At 74.0% G+C, this 19,582-nt stretch carries 15 protein-coding genes; 8 read left to right on the top strand and 7 right to left on the bottom strand.

Translation table 11 applies throughout. From position 1 onward, the window contains the following. The first annotated feature begins 108 nt into the window (after window positions 1–108). The 3 genes from FLX08_RS05695 (at window position 109) to FLX08_RS05685 (ending at window position 2,534) form a co-directional block, all read left to right on the top strand. The gene (locus FLX08_RS05695; RefSeq protein ID WP_142617138.1) at window positions 109–465 is read left to right on the top strand and encodes an arsenate reductase family protein; all 357 of its coding nucleotides are present in this window, start codon (window positions 109–111) and stop codon (window positions 463–465) included. A gap of 93 nt (window positions 466–558) precedes the next feature. Continuing rightward, window positions 559–1,056: a Cys-tRNA(Pro) deacylase gene (gene ybaK, locus FLX08_RS05690; RefSeq protein ID WP_030509932.1), complete on the top strand. Its 498-nt coding sequence runs from the start codon at window positions 559–561 to the stop codon at window positions 1,054–1,056. Between the two features lie 77 nt (window positions 1,057–1,133). Further along, window positions 1,134–2,534: an amidase gene (locus FLX08_RS05685; protein WP_142617137.1), complete on the top strand. Its 1,401-nt coding sequence runs from the start codon at window positions 1,134–1,136 to the stop codon at window positions 2,532–2,534. On the opposite strand, the gene FLX08_RS05680 is transcribed toward FLX08_RS05685, so the two are convergent. Further along, the gene (locus FLX08_RS05680) at window positions 2,524–3,042 is read right to left on the bottom strand and encodes a hypothetical protein (RefSeq protein ID WP_142617136.1); all 519 of its coding nucleotides are present in this window, start codon (window positions 3,040–3,042) and stop codon (window positions 2,524–2,526) included. The genes FLX08_RS05685 and FLX08_RS05680 overlap by 11 nt on opposite strands. Window positions 3,043–3,143: 101 nt before the next feature. Here FLX08_RS05680 and murA point away from each other — a divergent pair, with 101 nt between their 5' ends. The 5 genes from murA (at window position 3,144) to FLX08_RS05655 (ending at window position 9,318) form a co-directional block, all read left to right on the top strand. Continuing rightward, a complete protein-coding gene (murA, locus tag FLX08_RS05675) occupies window positions 3,144–4,448 on the top strand; it encodes a UDP-N-acetylglucosamine 1-carboxyvinyltransferase (protein ID WP_142617135.1) in 1,305 nt (434 codons plus the stop codon). A gap of 52 nt (window positions 4,449–4,500) precedes the next feature. Then, window positions 4,501–7,356 carry a transglycosylase domain-containing protein gene (locus FLX08_RS05670; RefSeq protein WP_244312437.1) on the top strand — a complete coding sequence of 952 codons (2,856 nt, stop codon included), beginning with the start codon at window positions 4,501–4,503 and terminating at the stop codon, window positions 7,354–7,356. A 217-nt stretch (window positions 7,357–7,573) separates the two neighbouring features. Further along, the gene (locus FLX08_RS05665) at window positions 7,574–8,251 is read left to right on the top strand and encodes a response regulator transcription factor (RefSeq protein ID WP_142617134.1); all 678 of its coding nucleotides are present in this window, start codon (window positions 7,574–7,576) and stop codon (window positions 8,249–8,251) included. Next, the gene (locus FLX08_RS05660; RefSeq protein WP_208761292.1) at window positions 8,232–8,906 is read left to right on the top strand and encodes a response regulator transcription factor; all 675 of its coding nucleotides are present in this window, start codon (window positions 8,232–8,234) and stop codon (window positions 8,904–8,906) included. Before FLX08_RS05665 ends, FLX08_RS05660 begins: the two co-directional genes overlap by 20 nt. Window positions 8,907–8,958: 52 nt before the next feature. Beyond that, complete coding sequence (locus FLX08_RS05655; protein WP_208761279.1) at window positions 8,959–9,318, top strand: response regulator; 360 nt, start codon at window positions 8,959–8,961, stop codon at window positions 9,316–9,318. On the opposite strand, the gene FLX08_RS05650 is transcribed toward FLX08_RS05655, so the two are convergent. Genes FLX08_RS05650 through FLX08_RS05625 form a run of 6 tightly spaced genes read right to left on the bottom strand, consistent with a single transcriptional unit; the run spans window position 9,284 to window position 19,460 of the window. Further along, the gene (locus FLX08_RS05650; RefSeq protein ID WP_142617132.1) at window positions 9,284–10,726 is read right to left on the bottom strand and encodes a phytoene desaturase family protein; all 1,443 of its coding nucleotides are present in this window, start codon (window positions 10,724–10,726) and stop codon (window positions 9,284–9,286) included. The genes FLX08_RS05655 and FLX08_RS05650 overlap by 35 nt on opposite strands. Beyond that, entirely contained in the window at window positions 10,719–12,614 is a 1,896-nt protein-coding gene (locus FLX08_RS05645) for a sensor histidine kinase (protein ID WP_142617131.1), read from the bottom strand. Before FLX08_RS05645 ends, FLX08_RS05650 begins: the two co-directional genes overlap by 8 nt. 3 nt (window positions 12,615–12,617) lie before the next feature. After that, window positions 12,618–15,035, bottom strand: coding sequence for an ABC transporter permease (locus tag FLX08_RS05640; RefSeq protein ID WP_142617130.1), 2,418 nt, complete (start codon window positions 15,033–15,035; stop codon window positions 12,618–12,620). Window positions 15,036–15,041: 6 nt separating this feature from the next. Further along, window positions 15,042–17,441 (bottom strand): ABC transporter permease, encoded by a 2,400-nt coding sequence (locus FLX08_RS05635; RefSeq protein ID WP_142617129.1) that lies wholly within the window; start codon window positions 17,439–17,441, stop codon window positions 15,042–15,044. Continuing rightward, window positions 17,438–18,157, bottom strand: coding sequence for an ABC transporter ATP-binding protein (locus tag FLX08_RS05630; protein WP_142617128.1), 720 nt, complete (start codon window positions 18,155–18,157; stop codon window positions 17,438–17,440). The genes FLX08_RS05635 and FLX08_RS05630 overlap by 4 nt, the downstream gene beginning before the upstream one ends. A 1-nt stretch (window position 18,158) precedes the next feature. Further along, on the bottom strand, window positions 18,159–19,460 hold the full coding sequence (locus FLX08_RS05625) for an adenylate/guanylate cyclase domain-containing protein (RefSeq protein WP_208761278.1): 1,302 nt from the start codon (window positions 19,458–19,460) through the stop codon (window positions 18,159–18,161). Between the last annotated feature and the right edge of the window lie 122 nt (window positions 19,461–19,582).

Below are 19,582 nucleotides of genomic sequence, written 5' to 3'. Positions count from 1 at the left end.
TCCCGTCGATAAAGGCCACGTGAAGAAATTGTCCCCTTTAGATCGTTTTGCCATTCGCCGGGTGGGCATGAAGGCCTGTTTGCGCTCCGCCGGCGGGACAATGGCCGCATGGAGATCTGGATCAACCCGGCCTGCTCGAAGTGCCGGTCGGCCCTGTCGCTGCTCGACGCCGAGGGCGCCGGATACACCGTGCGGCACTACCTGGAGGACCCGCCGAGCGCGGAGGAGCTGACCGAGGTGCTCGGCCGCCTCGGCCTGGAGCCCTGGGACGTCGCCCGCCTCGGCGAGCCCGTCGCGGCCGAGCTGGGCCTCGAGTCGTGGCCACGCGACGAGGCGGCCCGCGGACGGTGGATCGACGCCATGGCCGCCCACCCGATCCTGATCCAGCGGCCGATCATCACCGCCGACGACGGCACCGCCGTGGTGGCCCGCTCCCCCGAGGCCGTACGCTCCGTCCTCCCCTGACGCGGTCGCCCGCCGGGAGCGGAGCGACCTCAAGCTTGCCGGAGCGGAGCGACCTCAAGCTTGCCGGAGCGGAGCGACCCTAAGCTTGCCGTCGTGAGCAAGACCAAGAGCAAGGGCGGCCAGAGCACTCCGGCGACGGTCGCCCTCACGCAGGCGAAGGCGGAGTTCACCCTTCACCCCTACGACCACGATCCGAACGCCCAGGCGTACGGCGAGGAGGCGGCCGACGCGCTCGGGCTGCCGTACGAGCGGATCTTCAAGACGCTGGTGGCGGAGACCGAGGCGGGTCTCGCGGTCGCGGTCGTGCCGGTGGCGGGCAAGCTCGACCTCAAGGCGTTCGCGGCGGCGCTGAAGGGCAAGCGGGCGGCGATGGCCGAGGCGGCCAAGGTGGAGCGGGTCACCGGCTACGTCGTCGGCGGCATCAGCCCGCTCGGCCAGCGCAAGCGGCTGCCGACCGTGGTGGACGAGTCCGCGCTCGGCTTCGAGACGATCTACTTCTCCGCCGGGCGGCGCGGCCTGCAGATCGAGACCGCGCCGGGCAACCTCGTCCGGCTCGCCCAGGCGGTGACCGCCCCCATCGCGAAGCTCTGAGCCTGTCTACTGTTGCCATCGCCCGTACGGCTCACCGGCCGTAAGACTGGCCGGAAGCCACACCGAACGGGGGAGCTGTGAACGAGCTGGCCGATCTCACCGCGACGGAGATGGCCGCGCTGCTGCGAGCGCGCGAGGTGAGCGCGGCCGAGCTGACCGAGGCGTGCCTGCGCCGCGTGGAGGAGACGAACCCGCGGGTCAACGCCGTCGTGACGCTGACCGCCGAGCGTGCGCTCGACCAGGCCGCGCGCGCCGACGAGGACCTGCGGCGCGGCCTGCTGCGCGGCCCGCTGCACGGCATCCCGGTCGCGCACAAGGACCTCGCCGACACCGCGGGCGTCCGCACCACGTACGGCTCGCGGGCGTTCGCCGACCACGTGCCGACGGAGGACGACCCGCTCGTGCGGCGCATCCGCGAGGCGGGCGGGATCGCGCTGGGCAAGACGAACACCCCGGAGTTCGGCACCGGCTCGCACACGGTCAACGAGGTGTTCGGGGCGACCCGCAACCCGTACGACCTGTCGAAGAGCGCGGGCGGCAGCAGCGGCGGCGCGGCGGCGGCGCTGGCCTGCCGGATGGTGCCGCTGGCCGACGGCTCCGACATGGGCGGCTCGCTGCGCAACCCCGCGTCGTTCTGCAACGTGGCCGGTCTGCGCCCCACCCCCGGGCGGGTGCCGGCGAAGTCGGCGACGGCGGCCTGGTACACGCTCAGCGTGCCGGGGCCGATGGCCCGCACCGCGGGCGACCTGGCGCTGTTCATGTCGGCCATCGCCGGGTTCGACCCGGTCTCGCCGTTCTCGATCCGCGAGGACGGCTCGGCGTTCGCGGGGTCGCTCGACATGGAGCTCGCCGGGGTCCGGGTCGCCTTCAGCCCCGACCTCGGCGGCCTGCCGGTCGACCCCCGCACGGCCGCCGCGACGGCGCGGGCGGCCGAGACGCTGGCCGCGCTGGGGGCCAAGGTCGAGCGGGTGGACCTGGACCTGTCCGGCGCCGAGGAGGCGTTCCGCGTCTACCGGTCGTGGTATTACGCGCTCAACTTCGGCGACCTCCCCGATGTGGGCCCCAACGTGGCCTGGAACATCGAACAGGGCCGGAAGGTCACCGGGGCCGACCTCGCCAGGGCCGAGCGGCTGCGCACCGGCCTGTTCCACCGCATGCGGGACTTCTTCGGCCGCTACGACTTCCTGGTCGCGCCCGTCAGCCAGGTGCCGCCGTTCCCGGTCGAGCAGCCGTACGTCACGGAGGTGGCCGGGGTGGAGATGCCCGACTACCTGGCGTGGATGCGGTCGTGCTACTGGATCAGCGTGCTGCACGCGCCCGCGATGTCGGTGCCGTGCGGGTTCACGCCCGACGGCCTCCCGGTCGGCCTGCAGATCGTGGGCAGGCCGTGGGCCGACATGGACGTCCTGCGCCTCGGGCACGCCTTCGAACAGGCGACCGGCTTCTGGCGGACCGAGCCGGGCCTCGTCAGAGCTTAGGCCCCGGCGGCAGGGCCTGGGTTGCGCTGCCCCGCTGGTTGTAGGTCACGGCGAACTCGATGACCCAGAAGACCGCGGTGGCCATGAGCGGCCAGGCGAACAGCACGCCGTGCGCGGTCAGGTCCAGCGAGGTCGTGGTGGTGTAGCCGTCCGGTCCCGCCGCCTGGACCCCGCCCTTGGCCGTACTGCCGACCAGCATGGCGACATATCCGGCGAGCAGCCCGCCGGCGGCGAGCCCCACGAGGACCTCGACCGGCCGTTTGCGCGACAGCACGTACCCCGCGATCCCGCAGGCCAGGCCGGACGCGCCGGTGACCACGGCGAACCAGCCGTCGGCCTCGATGAGCGACTGCGACTCGGGATCGGCCAGATGCGGCGTCCCGTCGATCAGCACGTATCGCGCGGCGGGGGCGAGCGCCGACCAGACGTAGCCCGCGACCACCCCGAGGACGGCGAGTACGAGGACGGTTACCCCGATCGCCGCCAGATTGCCCCTCAGATGCCGCACCGTCCCGATAGTACCCACGTGGTGATCGGGTCCGGTCCCGTTACGCTTGCCTGAGCCGCGTGCAGGGGACACACGGCATCGGTGTGGGCCAAGGAGGCCGAGTGAGCGAAGAGGTATGGCAGATCGACCCGTCCGGCCCCCTGCGGGGGGACGTGGAGGTCCGTGGATCGAAGAACGCGGTCTCGAAACACATGGTGGCGGCGATGCTCGGCACGGGTCCGAGCACGCTGCACAACGCCCCCGAGGTCGGCGAGGTGGGGCTCACCGCCGCCATGCTCGAAGCCCTCGGCATCCACGTGGAGATCACCCCGGGTGAGATCACCATCGAGCGGGGCACCGAGATACGGCCGCGGGTGCCGGAGGAGTACACCGGGCTCAACCGCATCCCGATCCTGATGCTCGGCCCGCTGCTGCACCTGGCGGGCGAGGCGTTCGTCCCCCTCGTCGGCGGCGACCCGATCGGCAGGAGGCCGGTCAACTTCCACGTCGAGGCGCTGCGGTCCATGGGCGCGGAGATCGAGGTGGGCGACAACGGCATCACCGCCAAGGCGGCCCGGCTGCGCGGCAGCCGCATCACGCTCCCCTACCCCAGCGTGGGCGCCACCGAGACGATCCTCATGACCGCGGTGCTGGCGGAGGGCAAGACCGTCATCAAGGGCGCGGCGATGGAGCCCGAGGTGGTGGAGCTGGCGCTGTTCCTCCAGCGCATGGGCGCGATGATCGAGCTGAGCCCCGACCGGCGCATCGTGATCGAGGGTGTCGAACGGCTGCACGGCGCCTCCACCTGGCTGGCCGGCGACCGCATCGAGGCGTTCTCCTACCTCGTGGCGGGCCTCGTGACCGGCGGCGAGGTGCGCGTGCACGGCTGCCCCCAGGACCGGCTCGTCACCGCCATCACCACACTGGCGAGGATGGGCGCGCGGTTCGAGATCACCGACGAGTGGCTGTGCGCCTCCGCCCCGGAGGGCCTGCGTGCCGCGGCGGTGCAGACCGACACCCACCCCGGTTTCATGACGGACTGGCAGACGCCGCTGATGGTGCTGTTCACCCGCGCCGAGGGCATGTCGGTGCTGCACGAGACGGTGTTCGAGAACCGGCTCGTGTACGTTCCCGCCCTGCAGAAGATGGGATGCGAGATCGAGGTGTTCGCCCAGTGCCTGGGCGGACCGGCGTGCCGCTACCACGACACCAACGCCAAGCACTCGGCGGTGGTCCGCGGGGTCTCCAACCTGCGCGGGGCCGACGTCACGCTCCCCGACATCCGCGCCGGGTTCTCCGCGGTGCTGGCAGCCGCCGTGGCCGAGGGCACCTCGACCCTGCGCGGCGTCAACCACATCGAACGCGGTTACCACAGGCCGTTCGAACAGTTCACCTCCCTCGGGTTGAAGATCAACAGGCTTACGTAAAGCTTTGCGGCCCCTGGGTTTGGAGAAACGCCAGAGGTCGCACTGATATCCCGTGACCTCTCGTCTTCTCGGCGTCAGTCTCGGGCGCGTCAGTCTCGGGCGCGCCGTCCTCGCCCTGGGCATGTGCGGCGCGGCCGGGGGCACCCTGGTCGCCGGGCTGGTGATGCCCTTCGTGGGCGGGGCCGGCCTGGCGGCCAGGAGCGCCGCGTCCACCCTCACCTACCTGCCCGCGCCCCTGCGCGAGGAGCCGCTGCCCGAGGTGACGCGGCTGCTCGACCGCAACGGACGCCAGATCGCCCAGTTCTACTACCAGAACCGGCAGTCGGTGCCGCTGAGCGCGGTCGCCCCGGTCATGCGGCAGGCCATCGTGGCCATCGAGGACGCCCGGTTCTACGAGCACGGCGGCCTGGACATCAAGGGCACGCTGCGCGCCTTCGTCACCAACACGCGGGCCGGCGGGATCCGGCAGGGCGGCTCGTCCATCACCCAGCAGCTCGTCAAGAACATCATGGTGAGCCAGGCCGAGTCGGAGCAGGAGCGGGCGCAGGCCCTCGTCCGCTCGTTCCGCCGCAAGTTCGACGAGCTGCGGTATGCCCTGGCGCTGGAGCGTAAATACACCAAGGACCAGATCCTCGAGCGTTACCTCAACATCGCCTACTTCGGGGCCGGGGCCTTCGGCGTCCAGGCGGCGGCCAAGCGGTTCTTCGGCGTCGACGCCGCCGACCTCACGCTCACGCAGGCCGCGACGCTCGCCGGCGCCGTGCGCACGCCGTACGACACCGATCCCTCGCTGGGCGACGAGCACCGCGACCGGCTGCGCACCCGGCGCGACCTGATCCTCGGCCGGATGGCGGAGCTCGGCAAGATCGGCAACGACGCGGCGCGCACCGCCGCGGCCGCGCCGCTGGGGTTGCGCCTGAGTCCCGAGCCCGGCGGCTGCGCGGGCAGCGCCCACCCCTTCTTCTGTGTGTACGTGGAGCGCGAGGTGCTCACCAATCCCGCCTTCGGCTACAGCAGGGCCGATCGGGAGCGGCGCCTGCAGCGGGGCGGGCTGACCATCTGGACGACCATCGACCCGGTCGCGCAGCGGGCCGCCGAGCGTGCCATCTCCGCGCGGGTCAAGCCGCGCGACAACCAGGTGGCGTCGGAGACGATGATCGAGCCGGGCACCGGGCACATCCGCGCGATGGCCGTGAGCAAGCGCTACGGGCGCAACCCGCACGACCGCGACCTCGGGCCCGGCACCACCTACAACCTGGCGGCCGACACCGCCCACGGTGGCGGGCTCGGCCTGCAGGCGGGATCCACCTTCAAGGTGTTCACGCTGGCCACCGCGCTGAAGCAGGGCATGCGGTTCGGCGACGGCTTCACGATCCCCGGCGCGTACGTCCCGTCGTACGGCTACCGCGACTGCTCGGGCAGGGCCGTCAACGACCCGCACACGGTCATCCACAACGCGGGCGGCGAGGGCGGCGGCGGGCCGTACAGCCTGGAGATGGGCACCTGGCAGTCGGTGAACATCTTCTACATGCGGCTGGAGCGCGAGGTCGGCCTGTGCGACGTCGTGCAGACGGCCAAGTCGCTGGGCATCAGGCGGGCGGACGGCACGCCGCTCCACGAGGTGCCGACGTTCACGCTGGGCGCCAACGAGATGGACCCGACGACCGTGGCGGCGGCGTACGCGGCGCTCGCCGCCCGCGGCCGCTACTGCCGGCCGATGGCCATCACCGCCGTCGTGGAGCGCGACGGCACCCGCACCGACATACCGCCCGCCTGCGGGACCGCGATCGAACCCGCGGTCGCCGACGCGGTGAGCCACGTGCTCACGGGAGTCTTCACCAAGGGCACGATGCGCGGTCAGTCCATCGGCAGGCCCGCCGCGGGCAAGACCGGCACGAACAACGGCTACACCTCGGCCTGGTTCGCCGGATACACCCCCGGCCTCGCCGCCGCCGTCAGCGTGGGCGACATCCGCGGCTCCTACCGCTATCCGCTCACCGGCGTCACCATCGGCGGCCGTTATTACGGCTCGGTGCAGGGCGCCTCGCTGCCCGGCCCGATCTGGGTGGACTCGATGCGCGCGGCCCTGCGGGACATCCCGGCGTACGGCTTCGTCCCGCCGGACATGGCCCGGTTCGGCGGCGGGTTCACCCCGGGCCTGAAGGAGGCGCTGGAGAAGCAGCGCAAGAAGGAGAAGAAGAAGCGGGAGGCCGAGCGCAAAAAGCACGACGACGACGCCTCGGCCACCGCGCAGGACGTGTCGAACGGCGCGGCGAGCGGCGTTGCGGGGGCTTCCGGCGGCGCCGCGACCAGCCCCCTGGCCGCGGGCCGCATGACCACTCCCACCGGCGCCGGGGCCGCACCCGCTCTCCCTGTGATCCGCCCTCCCGTGACCGGCGGCGTCTCCGCCCGGCACTCGTCCGCCGTTTCGGGCGCGCGGACACCCAGCCGTCCGCTCTTCTCCGCAACTCGCCCGGCGGTCCGCGGCTCCTCTCCCCGTGCGCCGCGTACGGGCTCGGCCGGTGTGCCGCCGGCGGCGCGACCGGTGGACTGGGCCAGTCTCACCCGCCCCCGCGCCGCCGCTCCTCCGGCATCGGCTCCCGCCGCCCAGCGCTCCTCCGCCCGAGGCGGCCCACCCCAGCACGCCAAGGCCCGGAAGGCCACCACCCAGCACGCCAAGGCCCGGCAGAACAAGGCACCCAAGAGCAAGGCGCAGAAGAGCCAGGCCCGGAAGAACGAGGCCCGGAAGAACGAGGCGCGGCGGACACGCCAGGGCACCGCGCAAGACGGGCACCGCGGCCGGGCGGCCCGCCAGACCGGGCGCGGGGCGGGCGAGCACCGCGAGAAGAAGCACCACGACCGGAGCCGCCATCCGCGCCACCGGGCCAACAGCCACCCCCAGCGCTGACAAAGCGCCCGGAGCCGCCATCCCCGCCACCGGGCGAACACCCGTCCCGCGCTGACACCGCGATGCCGCGACGCTTCACGACTCGCCCTGGCGCACACCGGCCGCTCTCGCCGTTCCCCGGCGGGGGCATCCGGCACCTGCCGTCCACGGCCACCGGCCGTCAGGGCCGCCCGCTGCCGGTCTCGGTGGGTGTGCGAGCCGTGTCACACTGACATGCATGCGGGTGGTGATCTGTGACGACTCGGCCCTGTTCCGTAAGGGACTGGCTCTGCTGCTCGACCGCGTCGGCGTGACCGTCGTGGCGCAGGCCGCCGACACCTCCGAACTCACCGCCCTGCTGGAGACGCGGCCCGCCGACGCCGTCATCCTCGACGTGCGGATGCCTCCCACCTTCACCGACGAGGGGCTGGTGGCGGCGACGGAGCTGAAGAAACGCTTTCCCGCACTCGGCGTGCTGGTCCTGTCCACGTACGCCGAGGGCGCGTTGGCCGCGCGGCTGCTCGAATCGAGCCCGCGCGGCGTCGGCTATCTGCTGAAGGACCGGGTCGACGACGCGTCCGCACTCCGGGACGCGCTGGAGCGGGTCGCCGCCGGCGGCGTCGCGGTGGACCCCGAGGTCGTCAGCATGCTGTTCCGGCTGCGGCAGGAGGAGTCGCTCGCCGACCGGCTCACCGCGCGCGAGCGGGATGTGCTGCGCCTGATGGCCGAGGGCAGGTCGAACGCGGCGATCGCCAGGGCGCTGTTCCTCGGCACGAAGACGGTCGAGGCGCACATCGCGGCCGTGCTCACCAAGCTCGGCCTGAGCCAGACCCCGGACGACAACCGCCGTGTCCTCGCGGTGCTCACGTGGCTGCGTATGGAGGGGACAGGTGCCCATCAGAATCGTGATCGCTGAGGACTCGCTGCTCGTGCGCGAGGGCGTGCGGCGGGTCCTGGATCTCCAGCCCGATCTGGAGGTGGTCGCCACCTGCGGCGATCTCCCCGGGCTGATGGCGGCGGTGGGCGAGCACGATCCCGACGTCGTGGTGACCGACATCAGGATGCCCCCCACGGCGTCCGACGAGGGGGTCCAGGCCGCCGTCAGGCTGCGCGAGTCCCACCCGCGGGTGGGGGTCGTGGTGCTCTCCCAGTACGCCGAGCCCGCGTACGCGACGCCGCTGCTGGCGGGGGGCAGCAGCGGCCGGGCCTACCTCCTCAAGGAGCGGGTGAGCGACGCGCACGACCTGATCGAGGCGGTCCGCACGGTGGCCCGGGGCGGCTCGGTGATCGACCCGGCGGTGGTGGAGGCGCTCGTGGCCGACACCGTGCACGCGCGGTCGTCGCCGCTGGCCCAGCTCACCTCGCGCGAGCGGGACGTGCTGGCCCAGATCGCGCAGGGCAAGAGCAACGCCGCGGTCGGGGCCGCGTTGTTCCTCACCGAGCGGGCGGTGGAAAAGCACATCAACGCGCTGTTCGCCAAGCTCGGGCTGGGCGCCGAGCCCGACATGAACCGCCGGGTGATGGCCGTGCTGATGTACCTGTCCGAGCACGGGGGTGCTAGCACCCGCTGATCGTGGTGGTCACGCCCTTGGACGCGGCGCCGGCTTCCGGGATCCTGGGGACATGCGAGTGGTCGACGTGATCATCGTGGACGACCAGGCTCCGTTCCGGTCGGTCGCCCGGGCGTTGATCCGGCTGCTGCCGGGATGGCGGGTGGTGGGCGAGGCGGCGACGGGCGAGGACGCCCTCGACCTGGTGATCGGCGGCCGGCCCACCATGATCCTGATGGACATCAACCTGCCGGGGATCAACGGCATCGAGGCGACCCGCCGCATCCTGGCCGAGTCGCCCGACGTGAAGGTCGTGCTGGTGTCGACGTACGCCGCCGACGATCTGCCGCCCGACGCCGGCGCGTGCGGGGCGCTCGCCTACATCCGCAAGGACGACCTCACTCCCGCCCTGCTGCGCGCGCTTCCCGTCTGAGCGCCAGGCGGGCGGCCTGCAGGCCGCCCATGCCGTGCACTCCGGGCCCGGGCGGAGTGGCGGCGGAACAGATGTAGAGGCCGGGCACGGGGGTCGCCCAGGGGTGCGGGGAGTAGACCGGACGCCCGGCGAACTGGCCCAGGTCGCCCGCCCCTCCGCCGATGTCGCCGCCCACGTTGTTGGGGTTGTGCGCCTCCAAGGCCCGCGTGTCCATGGTGGCGCGGGCCAGCACGAGGTCCCGGAACCCGGGGGCGAACCGCTCGATCTGCGCTTCGACCGCATCGGTCATGTCCACCCGTGAGCCGTTCGGCACGTGGCAGTAGGCCCACAAAACGTGCCCGCCCTCGGGAGCCCGGGTGGGGTCGGCCACGCCGGGCTGGACGAGCAGCACGTAGGGCCGGTCCGGATGCCGCCCCCGGCTCACCTCCGCCTCCGCGTGCGCGATCTCCTCCATGGCGCCGCCGAGGTGCACGGTCGCGGCCATGCCCACGGCGGGGTCGGCCCACGGCACCGGTCCCGACAGCGCCCAGTCGAGCTTGAACACGCCGGGGCCGTAGCGGAACCGGCCCAGCCGCGCCCGGTAGGCCGGGGGCAGCCGGCGGCCCGCCACGGCCAGCACCTGGCGTGGCGTGAGGTCCAGGAGGATCGACGCGGCCGCGGGCACCTCGTCGAGGCTCCGCACCCGGTGTCCGGTGTGCGCCTCGCCGCCGAGGTCCCTGATGCGGCGGACGAGCGCGTCGGCGAGCCGCTGGGAGCCGCCGCGCACCAGGGGCCACCCCACATGGTGCGCGAGCCCGGCCAGCATCAGCCCATATCCGCCGGTGATCGGCGCGCGCAGGTCGAGCATCGAGTGCGCGGCCATCCCGGCGAGCGCCGCCCGCGCCCCGGCCGTACGGAACACGGCGCGGGCGAGCGCGGTCGCGGGCAGCGCGGCCACCGCACCGAACCCGGCGGCCCGCAGGGGCGCGCGCGGCACCGACAGAGGGGCGAGCAGCGTGTCGACGAGCCGGTCGCCCCCGCGCGTGATCATCCCCACCGTGGCCCGCCAGGCCGGGCCGTCGCGGCCGAGCCCCCGCGCGGTCTCGCCGAGCGAGCGGTGGACGAGCACCGCCGGGCGTTTGTCCAGCGGATGCGCGGCCGGTATGGCGGGATGCGCCCACTCGACTCCCAGGTCCTGCCAGAAGCGGTCCCGGCGGAAGGCGGGTGAGGCCAGCGCCAGCGGCAGCACGGTCGCGCACAGGTCGTGCCGGAACCCGGGCAGTGTCACCTCCGCGGTGCGCAGCCCGCCGCCGAACGCGTCCGCCGCCTCCAGCAGCAGGACCCGCCTGCCCGCCTCGGCCATGGTGACCGCCGCCACCAGCCCGTTCGGGCCCGAACCGACCACCACGGCGTCGAAGCCGTCAGCCATGCACCGGCACCTCTCCCCTGATCGTCGTCCCGGCCCCGGGCGCGGACTCGACGTGCAGCCGCCCGCCGATCGCGCCGAGCCGGTCGGTCATGTTGACGAAACCATGCCCCTGGACGCCGCCCGGCGTGAAGCCCGCGCCGTCGTCGCGCACGCTGAAGTGCAGCACGCCGTCCTCGGCGTGGATGCGCACCTCCACGGACGCGCCGGGGCCCGCGTACTTGCCCGCGTTCTGGATCGCCTCCAGGCAGCAGAAGTACACCGCGGCCTCGACCTGCTCCGGATAGCGTTCCGCCAGGTCCACCTCCACCCGGTACGGCAGCGCCACCCGGCGGCCGGCCGAGCGCAGGGCCTCGCCGAGCCCGTGGTCGCGCAGCAGGGGCGGATAGATGCCGTGGGCGAGCTCGCGGAACGCGGCGTTGGCCTGCTGCACGTCGCCACGCAGTTCGTCGAGGAGCCCGGCGGCCATGGCCACATCATCCTTGATGATCTCGCGGACGAGGCCGAGCTTGACCGCGAGCGCGACGAGATGCTGCTGTGCGCCGTCGTGCAGGTCGCGCTCGATGGCCCGCCGGGAGGCGTCCGCGGCCGTGACGATGCGCAGCCGGGACGCCTGCAGCTCCTCGTTGCGCTGCCGCAGCTCCTCCAGCGACGCCTGCAGCGCGGTGTCCAGGCGCATGTTGTGCAGGGCCAGCCCCACCTGGCGGGCGAGCTGGATGAGCACGCTGTCGTCCTCCTCGGAGAACTCGACGCCCTCGCGTGGCCGCCGCACGACGAGCAGGCCCAGCAGGTCGCCCAGGTGGGCGGCGGGCGCCACCCGGATCGGCGCCTCGCGGTCGTCGAGCAGCGCGGGCAGCCAGACCGACGTCCAGGCGGTGCCGCCGATGCGGGTGCCCCCGATGACGAGCCGTTCCTTGTCGGTGAGGGCGATCACGTCGGCCGGGCGTTCCGGCACGCTGACCTGGCGGTGGAGCGTGCCGTCCGCGCCCACCCACACCTCGGCGCCGGCCTGGCCGAGCGCGGCCCGCAGCGATTCCACGAGCTGGAGCAGCAGCTCGTCGAACGGCACCGCTCGGCTCATCCGGGCGCCGAACGACGCGAGCGCCTCCTCCGGCGTCTGCCCGCGCCGTCCCAGCAACGACATCCCCACCGAGACCAGGCGGAACCGTACGGGCAGGGCGAGCAGCACCGCCGCGAGGGAGGCTGCGACGCTGGCGACCAGCACGTCGCGCTCGGCGGCGACGGGACGGCGGGCCAGCCCGATGACCACGACCAGGTAGACCGCGACCACGAGCATGGTCAGGCCCGCGATCACCACCGCCTCGACCAGGGCCCGCTCCGCCAGGCGCGCGGTCGCCTTCACCTGGCCGAGCAGCAGGCCCACGGGCATGACCGCCATCGCGCCGAGCATCCAGGGCAGCAGGTCGTGCGGGGTGTCGAGCAGGGCGTTGACCGCCACCAGCACGGCGTCGACAGCGGCCGTCACCACCGTGGCCGCGGCGATCCACTGCAGGGTGCGGCGGCGCGCGGCGGGCGCCCTGGGACAGCGGACGGCCACACCTCCGAGCGCCACGGCCGCGGCGGCGGCCGCGGCGGCGAGGACGGATCCCGTGGTGACCGGCAGCGCCGCCGTCCACACGAGCGCGCCCGCCGCCGCTCCGGCCGCGAGCAGCCGCCGGGCCGGGGATCCGAGCGGGCCGTCCGGCAGGCCGAGTCCGCAGATCAGCCAGGCCGCCACGACCAGCGGCGCGGCCCGGGGCACCACGACGGCCACCGCCTGTGTCACGGCGACGAGCCCGGCCACGCGGGCCAGCGCCGGGCGGCCGGCGAAGAAGGCGGCCACCGTGGCGGCGAGCCAGGCGGCGGCGACGAGCGCACAGGCGGCGATCATGGGCTACTCCGCCCGCAGGACGTGGCCGATGCGCAGCCGGGCGGCGTGCCGCCCCGGCCGGACGGCCAGCAGGTTGGCGACGGCGACGGTCAGCGGCCCGGCCAGGAGCAGCGCCGTCACCGCCAGGGGGGCCACGTACATCAGCGGCATCGTGTCCGCCACCACCCTCCACAGCGTGCGCCCGAGCGCGACCCCGAGCGGCACCCCGAAGCAGAGCCCGAACACCGCCAGCAGCGTGGCCTGCACGACCACCGTCCATCGGGCCTGCCCGCGCGTCATGCCGAGCGCCCGCAGCACCGCCACGTCGTGCCGCCGTCGCCGGACCGCCGTCGCGAGGGCGTGCCCGACGGCGCCGACCGCCAGGAGCGCCATGAAGACCGACAGGAGGGCGGGCAGCCGGGCCACGCCGCGGATCTGGACCATCGCCTCGGGCAGCGGCCAGGGGTCTCCGAACTCCAGGTTCTCGGCGCCCTCGACCGCGGCGACGACGGCCTGCAGCCTCTCCCGCACGGCGGCGACGTCGCTGCCGGGGCGCAGGGCGATCTCGGCCGCGTGGAACTTGAATGCCTGCGCCCCGGAGAAGATCCGGTCGTATCCGCCGGAGGTGACCCAGCCTCCGTCGCCGAAGTCGTTGTGCGGGCTCGCGGGCACGAACGCGATCCCCGTGACGGTCATGGTCACCGGCGTGGCGCCGCCCCGCAGCGGGATCCGGTCGCCCACGCCGGCGCCGAGCATGCCGGCGCTCTTGGGCGCGAGCGTGACCTCGCCCGCCGTCCGCGGCATCCGGCCGGCGAGAAGCGCCACCGGCAGCGGGCGGCCCACCGGGGCGTACGTGCCCATCGTGACGGAGACGTCTCCGGACTCGGCGACCGCGATCCGGCTGTCGTTGATCCCCTGGACGTCCGGCTCCCGCGCCAGGATGCGGAGCACCTCGCCGGCCGGCCCGAAGTCCGTCCCGTTCATGCCGAAGAACGCCGACAGCTGGTAGGTCAGCCCGAACCGCTCCGGATGCGCGGAGGCGTCCTGCACTCCGGCGGAGAACGTGAAGGCCGCCAGCACGCCGAGCACTCCGGAGACCGCGCCGGCCAGCGCCGGCCTGACCGGGACCGCGGCTGCGCCCCTGCCCGGCTCCAGGGCGAACCGCGCACCGACCACGAGCGGCACGGGAAGACCGGCGCGGGCCGCCGCGAGGGCCACCAGGGACCGGCGTCCCGCCGGGTCGTGCCGGGCGATGGCCAGGGTGACGACCGCCGCGCCCCCGGCCGCGGCGAGGACGAGCGCGGGGATCAGGATCAGCCCGCCGGCCAGGACGGGCCAGTCCAGGTCGACGCCGGGGGCGGGCTCGACCAGAGCGGCGGCGCCGATCGGCATCCAGGCGGACGCCACCGCCGCGGCGACGGCCCCCGCGGTCGCGCCGGCGAGCGCCGCGAGGAACGGACCTGCCGAGGCCGCCCACACCGTCTGGCGCGGTGTCAGGCCGACGGCCCGCAGCACCTGCAGGTCGGCGACCGTCGCCGCCGTGTAGCGCACCACCGACTGCCCGATCAGCACGATCGCCGCGGCCAGCGCGGCGAGCCCGAAGGCGAGCAGGCAGGCGGCCTCGAAGCCGGCCATCCGGCGGATGGGCTCGGCGAACTTCGTCTCGTTGTCCCACACGTCGATGTCGTTGCGGTGGGAGACCCGGGCGAGTCCCTCCCGGAACGCGGGGATGTCCCGCGTGCCGTGCTTCAGGCGGACGATGGCGTTGACGAAGCCGTCCTCCCCGATCAGGTTCTCCCGATATTTCGCGAACAGTCCGTACGACGGGATGAGGGCGCCCTTCTCCCCGGCGCGATCGGCGAACCACGGCGCGCGGACCACGCCGACGATCGTGACCGGAACCGACGGTCCCCGCGGCGGCTCGCCGTTCGACGGGTCGTAGTCCGGGTCCGATGCCTGATCGGGGGACATCAGCCGCAGGACCAGCCGGTCGCCCACACGGCGGTGGTACGACCAGGTGAACATCGGAGTGACCACGACCTCGGCGACCCGTCCCGGATCCGGTAGCCGTCCGTCGAGAATGACCGGCCGCTCGACGGTGTGCAGAAACTCCCCGTCGGTAGGCGGAAACACGGAGATGTTGTCGGACACGGGGATGCCGTCAACCCAGAAGCCGCCCGACACCGCGAACATCGTCAGCGCCGCGACCTCGGGAAGCGCGCGTACCGCGTCCCAGTCGAAGCCCGGCTGGTTGGGCAGCACCGAGATCGTGGCGGGCATCGTCTCCCGCGTCAGCCGGTCCACCGCCGTGCCGCCTCGCCGTGCGCCGGCCACCGAGGCCAGGACGGTGGCCGAGGCGAAGGCCACGAGCAGGGTCAGCACCGCCAGTGACCGCCGGCGGCGGCGTGACTCCAGCCGCAGCCAGGTAGCCGTCATGGTCATCGCCGCTCACTCCGTCCGGAGGATGTGGCCGATGCGGAGCCGGGCGGCGTGCCGCCCCGGCCACAACGCGAGGAGGTTGGCGACCAGGACCGCCGCCGGCCCGATCGCCAGCAGCGCCCAGAGGGCGACCGGCGGCTCGTAGAACAGCGGGGTGCGCTCCGCGACGACGCGCCACAGCGTGCGGCCCAGCGCCACGCCGAGCGGCACGCCGAACGCCAGCCCGGCCACCGCCAGCAGCGACGCCTGGGTGAACACGACGAGCCGTGACTGCGCCCGGGTCATGCCGAGGGCCCGCATGACGGCGACCTCGTGCCTGCGCCGCCGTACGGCGGTGGCGAGCGCGTGGCCCACCGCGCCCACGGCGAGCAGCGCCAGGAAGCCGCCGAGGAAGAGCGGAAGGATCTGCACGTCCTGCACCTCGGCGAGCTGCTCGGGCGGTTGCCCCGGCTCGACGGAGATCCGGTCGCCCCCCTCGATCCCGGCCATGGCCTTCGTGAGGCGGTCCAGGACGGCCTGCGGATCCGCGCCCGGGCGCAGGGCGACGAGCGCCAGGTGATACTTGAAGTCCGCGCCGAACATCGCCTCGAATCCGGCGGCGGTGGCCCACGCGCCCGCGTCGTAGTCGTTGTGCGACCCCTGCGGGACGAAGCCGATCCCCCGCACCGTCATCTCCCGCGGCCCGGTCGTGCCCGCGAGCCGTACGGACGAGCCGACCTCGGCGCCCAGGGTGCGCGCGGTCGTGGGGGCCAGGACGACCTCGCCGGGGCCTTCGGGCATCCGCCCCGACAGGAGCACGACGTCGGCCGATCCGGCGAACGGACGGTGCCGGTAGACCGTGACGGAGGCGTCGTCCGCCTCCGCGACCGCCACCCGGGCGTCGTTCACCCCCGCGACGTCGGGGTCCCGGGCGACCTCCGTCATGATCTGCTCCGGCGCGGCCCAGTCCTGGCCGCCCTCACCGAGGAAGGCGGTGAGCTGGAAGGTCTGCCCGAACCGTGTGGGATTGCCGGCCGCGTCGGCGACCCCCGCGGCGAACGTGAAGGAGGCGAGCACGCCGAGCACGCCCGCGACCGCCGCCACCAGCGCGGGGCGCACCGGGACCGCGCCGGCGCCCTGACCGCGTTCCAGGGCGAACCGGGCGCCGGCCACCAGGGGCACGGGCAGCCCGAGGCGGTCCGCCGCCCGCGCCACCACGGAGCGGAGCGGTGCCGCCGCGGACCGGGCCGACACGACGGCGAGCCAGGCCGCGGCGAGCGCCCCGGCCAGGACCAGCAGCGGGGCGGCGGCCCAGCCGCAGCCGAGCACGAGCGGGTCGGCGTCGAAGCCGGGGGCGGGCTCGACCAGGGAGGCCGCGCCGATCGGCGTCCACCTGGAGGCCGCCGCCGCGCCGGCGGTCCCCAGCGTCGAGCCGGCGACCGAGGCGAGGAACGGCCCGGCGCAGGCGGCGGCCAGGCACTGCCGCGTCGTCAGCCCCGACGCCCGCAGGGCCTGCAGCTCTCCGACGCCGGCCGCGACGTAGCGGGCCACGGACTGGCCGACGAGGACGATCGCGGCGGCCAGGGCCGCCAGGGCGAAGAAGGCGAGACACAGGCTCTCGTAGGCGTTGACCTGCTGACGGTGCCGGGCGACGTCGGCGGCGTTCCAGATCTCGATGTCCGTACGCCCGGTGATCTTCGCCAGCCCGGCGCGGAAGGCGGGCAGACCGCGCTCCCCCTGGTCGAGCCGCACCAGGGCGTTGACGAAGCCCGACGAGGAGGCGCCGAGGAAGTTCTTCGGATGCGCGGCGAAGAGGGCGGGCGAGGGGTAGACGGAGAACCAGGCGCCCTTGTCGGCGAGCTTGTCGGAGTACCACGGGGAGCGGATGACCCCGACGACGCGCACCCGCACGCGGGGACCGCCCGGCTCGTCGCTGAAATCGAAGTCGCCGGCCTGCCGCTCGGACGGCAGGCGCAGGGTGAGGGTGTCGCCGACGCGCAGTGCGTACGCGCCGGGGAAGTAGCCGGAGACCATGACCTCGTCCGGGCGGGCGGGGTCGGCGAGCCGCCCCTCCAGCACCACGGGCCGTTCGACGGTCCGGTACGCGTCACGGTCCACCGGAGGGAGATAGCCGAAGTAGCCGGGCAGCTGCTCGACGAAGAAGGGGGCCACGGCGAAGCCGGACACCGCCGCCACGCCCGGCAGCGCGCGCACCGCGTCCCAGTCGAATCCCGGCTGGTTGGGCAGGACGACGGCGTCGGCGGGCAGGGTGACGGCGCTCAGGCGGGCCATCGCGCCGTCGCCCCGCCGCGCGCCGGCCAGGGCCGCCAGCACCGTGGTGGTCGCCACGGCCACGAGCAGCGCGAGCACGGCCAGCGACCGCGCCCGCCGGCGCGCCTCCAGCCGGAGCCAGAAGCTGACGAGGCTCACGGCGTCTCCACCCGGCCGTCGCGCATCCGCACGGTGCGGCCCGCGCCCGCGGCCACCTCCGGCGAGTGCGTCACCATGATGATCGTCTGACCGGCGCCGTGGAGCCTGCGGAACAGTTCAAGGATCTCCAGGCCGCCCTCGCTGTCGAGCGCGCCGGTCGGCTCGTCGGCGAGCAGCAGCGTCGGCTCGTTCACGAGCGCGCGGGCGATCGCCGGGCGCTGGCGCTGGCCTCCGGACAGCACCGCGGGCACCTGCTCCGCGCGGTCGCTCAGCCCGAGCAGGTCGAGCACGTCGCGGGCCCGCGACTCGGCGGCCCGCCGCTTCATGCCGGCGAGCACGCCGGGCATGATCAGGTTGTCCAGTGCGGACACGCCGTCGAGCAGGTTGAAGAACTGGAACACGAACCCGATGTGGCCGCGCCGGAAGCGGGCCAGCCAGTCCTCGTCCCTGCCGTCCACCCGCTCGCCCGCGACCTCGATCGTCCCCTCGTCGACCGCGTCGAGGCCCGCGATGACGTTGAGCAGTGTCGACTTGCCGCAGCCGGAGGGGCCGGTGACCGCGAGGAACTCTCCTTGGCGTACGTCGAGGTCGACCCCGCGCAGCGCGCGCACCGGGGCGAGGTCGGCGGTGAAGGTGCGCCGGGCGCCGCGGACCCGCACCGCCGCGGGTTCCGTGGTGGCGCCGTCGATCGCGGCGGCCGGCTGGGGGGCGGACATCTCAGTTCACCTCTAGGTGATAGGCGTTGACGGGGGTGGAGCGGCCCTTGACGAGCCGCGGGCCGAGGGGTTTCCAGGGCCAGCGCTCGCCGGCCGCGCGCACGGTCGTCTCCGCCGCGACCGTGCCGGCGGGGCGTGCCAGGTCCTGCATGCGCTGGGCGAGGTTCACCGTGTCTCCCACGAGGGTGTACTCCACCCGTTCATCGCTTCCGAGGAGGGCCGCCGCTACTTCGCCCGTGGAAAGGCCGATGCCGAGGCCGAAGGGGACGAGCCCCTGCCCTGCCCATTCGGCGTCGAGCCCGCGCTGCCGGACGTGCATCTCACAGGCCGCGCGTACGGCTCTCGCGGCGTGGTCGGGCGCGGGGTCGGGGGCGCCGAAGACGGCCATCACGGCGTCGCCCACATACTGCATGACCGTGCCGCCCGCGCTGAGGATCGCCGCGTTCATGGCCCGCCGGTGGGCGTTGAGCTGGCCCGCGAGCACCGCCGGGTCGGTGGCCTCCGCGATGGCCGAATAGCCGCGCACGTCGGACATCAGCACGGTCACGACGAGCCGTTCCGTGCGGCCGGCGGCGTCGCGGTCGCGCAGCAGCTTGTCGGCGAGGCCGCCGGGGAGCAGGCGCGACAGCGTCTCGCCCTGCTCGTCGCGGCGCAGGATCGCGGTGTGCAGCATCCGCAGCCGGCGCAGCGCCCCCTGCAGTCCCGCGCTCGCGCCCCTGGCGAGGACGAGGAAGAGCCGCTCGATCTCGGCGTTGACCGCCTCGGGCGGCTCCCCCCGCGACGCGGCGATCGCCTTAACGGTGCGGCCCTGGGCGACCTGGCGGAGCAGGTCCTCCTCGGCGGGCGACAGCCGTCCCTCGTCGCGGGCGGGCGTCACCAGCTCGCGCACGATCGCCGGGTCGATGAGCGAGCCGCCGGCGGCGACCTCCCGGATGGCCCTGCCGAGCAGGCCGGCGTCGGCGACCCGGTCCTTGAGAAGGTAGGCGTATCCGGCCGCGCCCTCGTCGAGCAGCCGGATCGCGTAGTCGGGGTCGTCATACTGGCTCAGCACCACGACGCCCGTGCCGGGTAAGCGCTTGCGCACCTCGCGCGCCGCCTCGATCCCCTCGTCCTGGTAGGTCGGCGGCATCCGGATGTCGGTGACGACGACCTGCGGGCGCAGGCGGACCGCGGCGGCCACCACCTCGGCGTAGTCGGCGGCCAGCCCCACGATCTCCAGTGCGGCGTCGCGGCCGAGCAGCGCGCGCACACCCTCGCGGACGATCAGGTTGTCGTCCGCGAGAACCACGGTGATGCGTTCCACAAGCGAAATTACATATCCGGCAGGAGCGGGCGGAAAGGGTGCCAGGACGACGGTCCGGGGGTGCTGGCACCCCCACGCGTTCGCAGGCTGACGCCCTCGAAGCCGGCCCGCGCGGTTCCTAC

The organism is Microbispora hainanensis (assembly GCF_006874475.1).
GTDB classification, from domain to species: Bacteria; Actinomycetota; Actinomycetes; order Streptosporangiales; family Streptosporangiaceae; genus Microbispora; species Microbispora hainanensis.
The sequence above is the reverse complement of the archived record's forward strand: the minus strand, read 5'-3'. Positions and strand labels throughout refer to the sequence as shown.

Excerpts from the sequence above, each read along its gene's own strand:
- FLX08_RS05655 (WP_208761279.1), top strand. The coding sequence starts at position 8,959 with ATGCGAGTGGTCGACGTGATCATCGTGGACGACCAGGCTCCGTTCCGG.
- FLX08_RS05650 (WP_142617132.1), bottom strand. The coding sequence starts at position 10,726 with ATGGCTGACGGCTTCGACGCCGTGGTGGTCGGTTCGGGCCCGAACGGG.
- FLX08_RS05695 (WP_142617138.1), top strand. The coding sequence starts at position 109 with ATGGAGATCTGGATCAACCCGGCCTGCTCGAAGTGCCGGTCGGCCCTG.
- FLX08_RS05640 (WP_142617130.1), bottom strand. The coding sequence starts at position 15,035 with ATGACCATGACGGCTACCTGGCTGCGGCTGGAGTCACGCCGCCGCCGG.
- FLX08_RS05665 (WP_142617134.1), top strand. The coding sequence starts at position 7,574 with ATGCGGGTGGTGATCTGTGACGACTCGGCCCTGTTCCGTAAGGGACTG.
- FLX08_RS05645 (WP_142617131.1), bottom strand. The coding sequence starts at position 12,614 with ATGATCGCCGCCTGTGCGCTCGTCGCCGCCGCCTGGCTCGCCGCCACG.
- FLX08_RS05630 (WP_142617128.1), bottom strand. The coding sequence starts at position 18,157 with ATGTCCGCCCCCCAGCCGGCCGCCGCGATCGACGGCGCCACCACGGAA.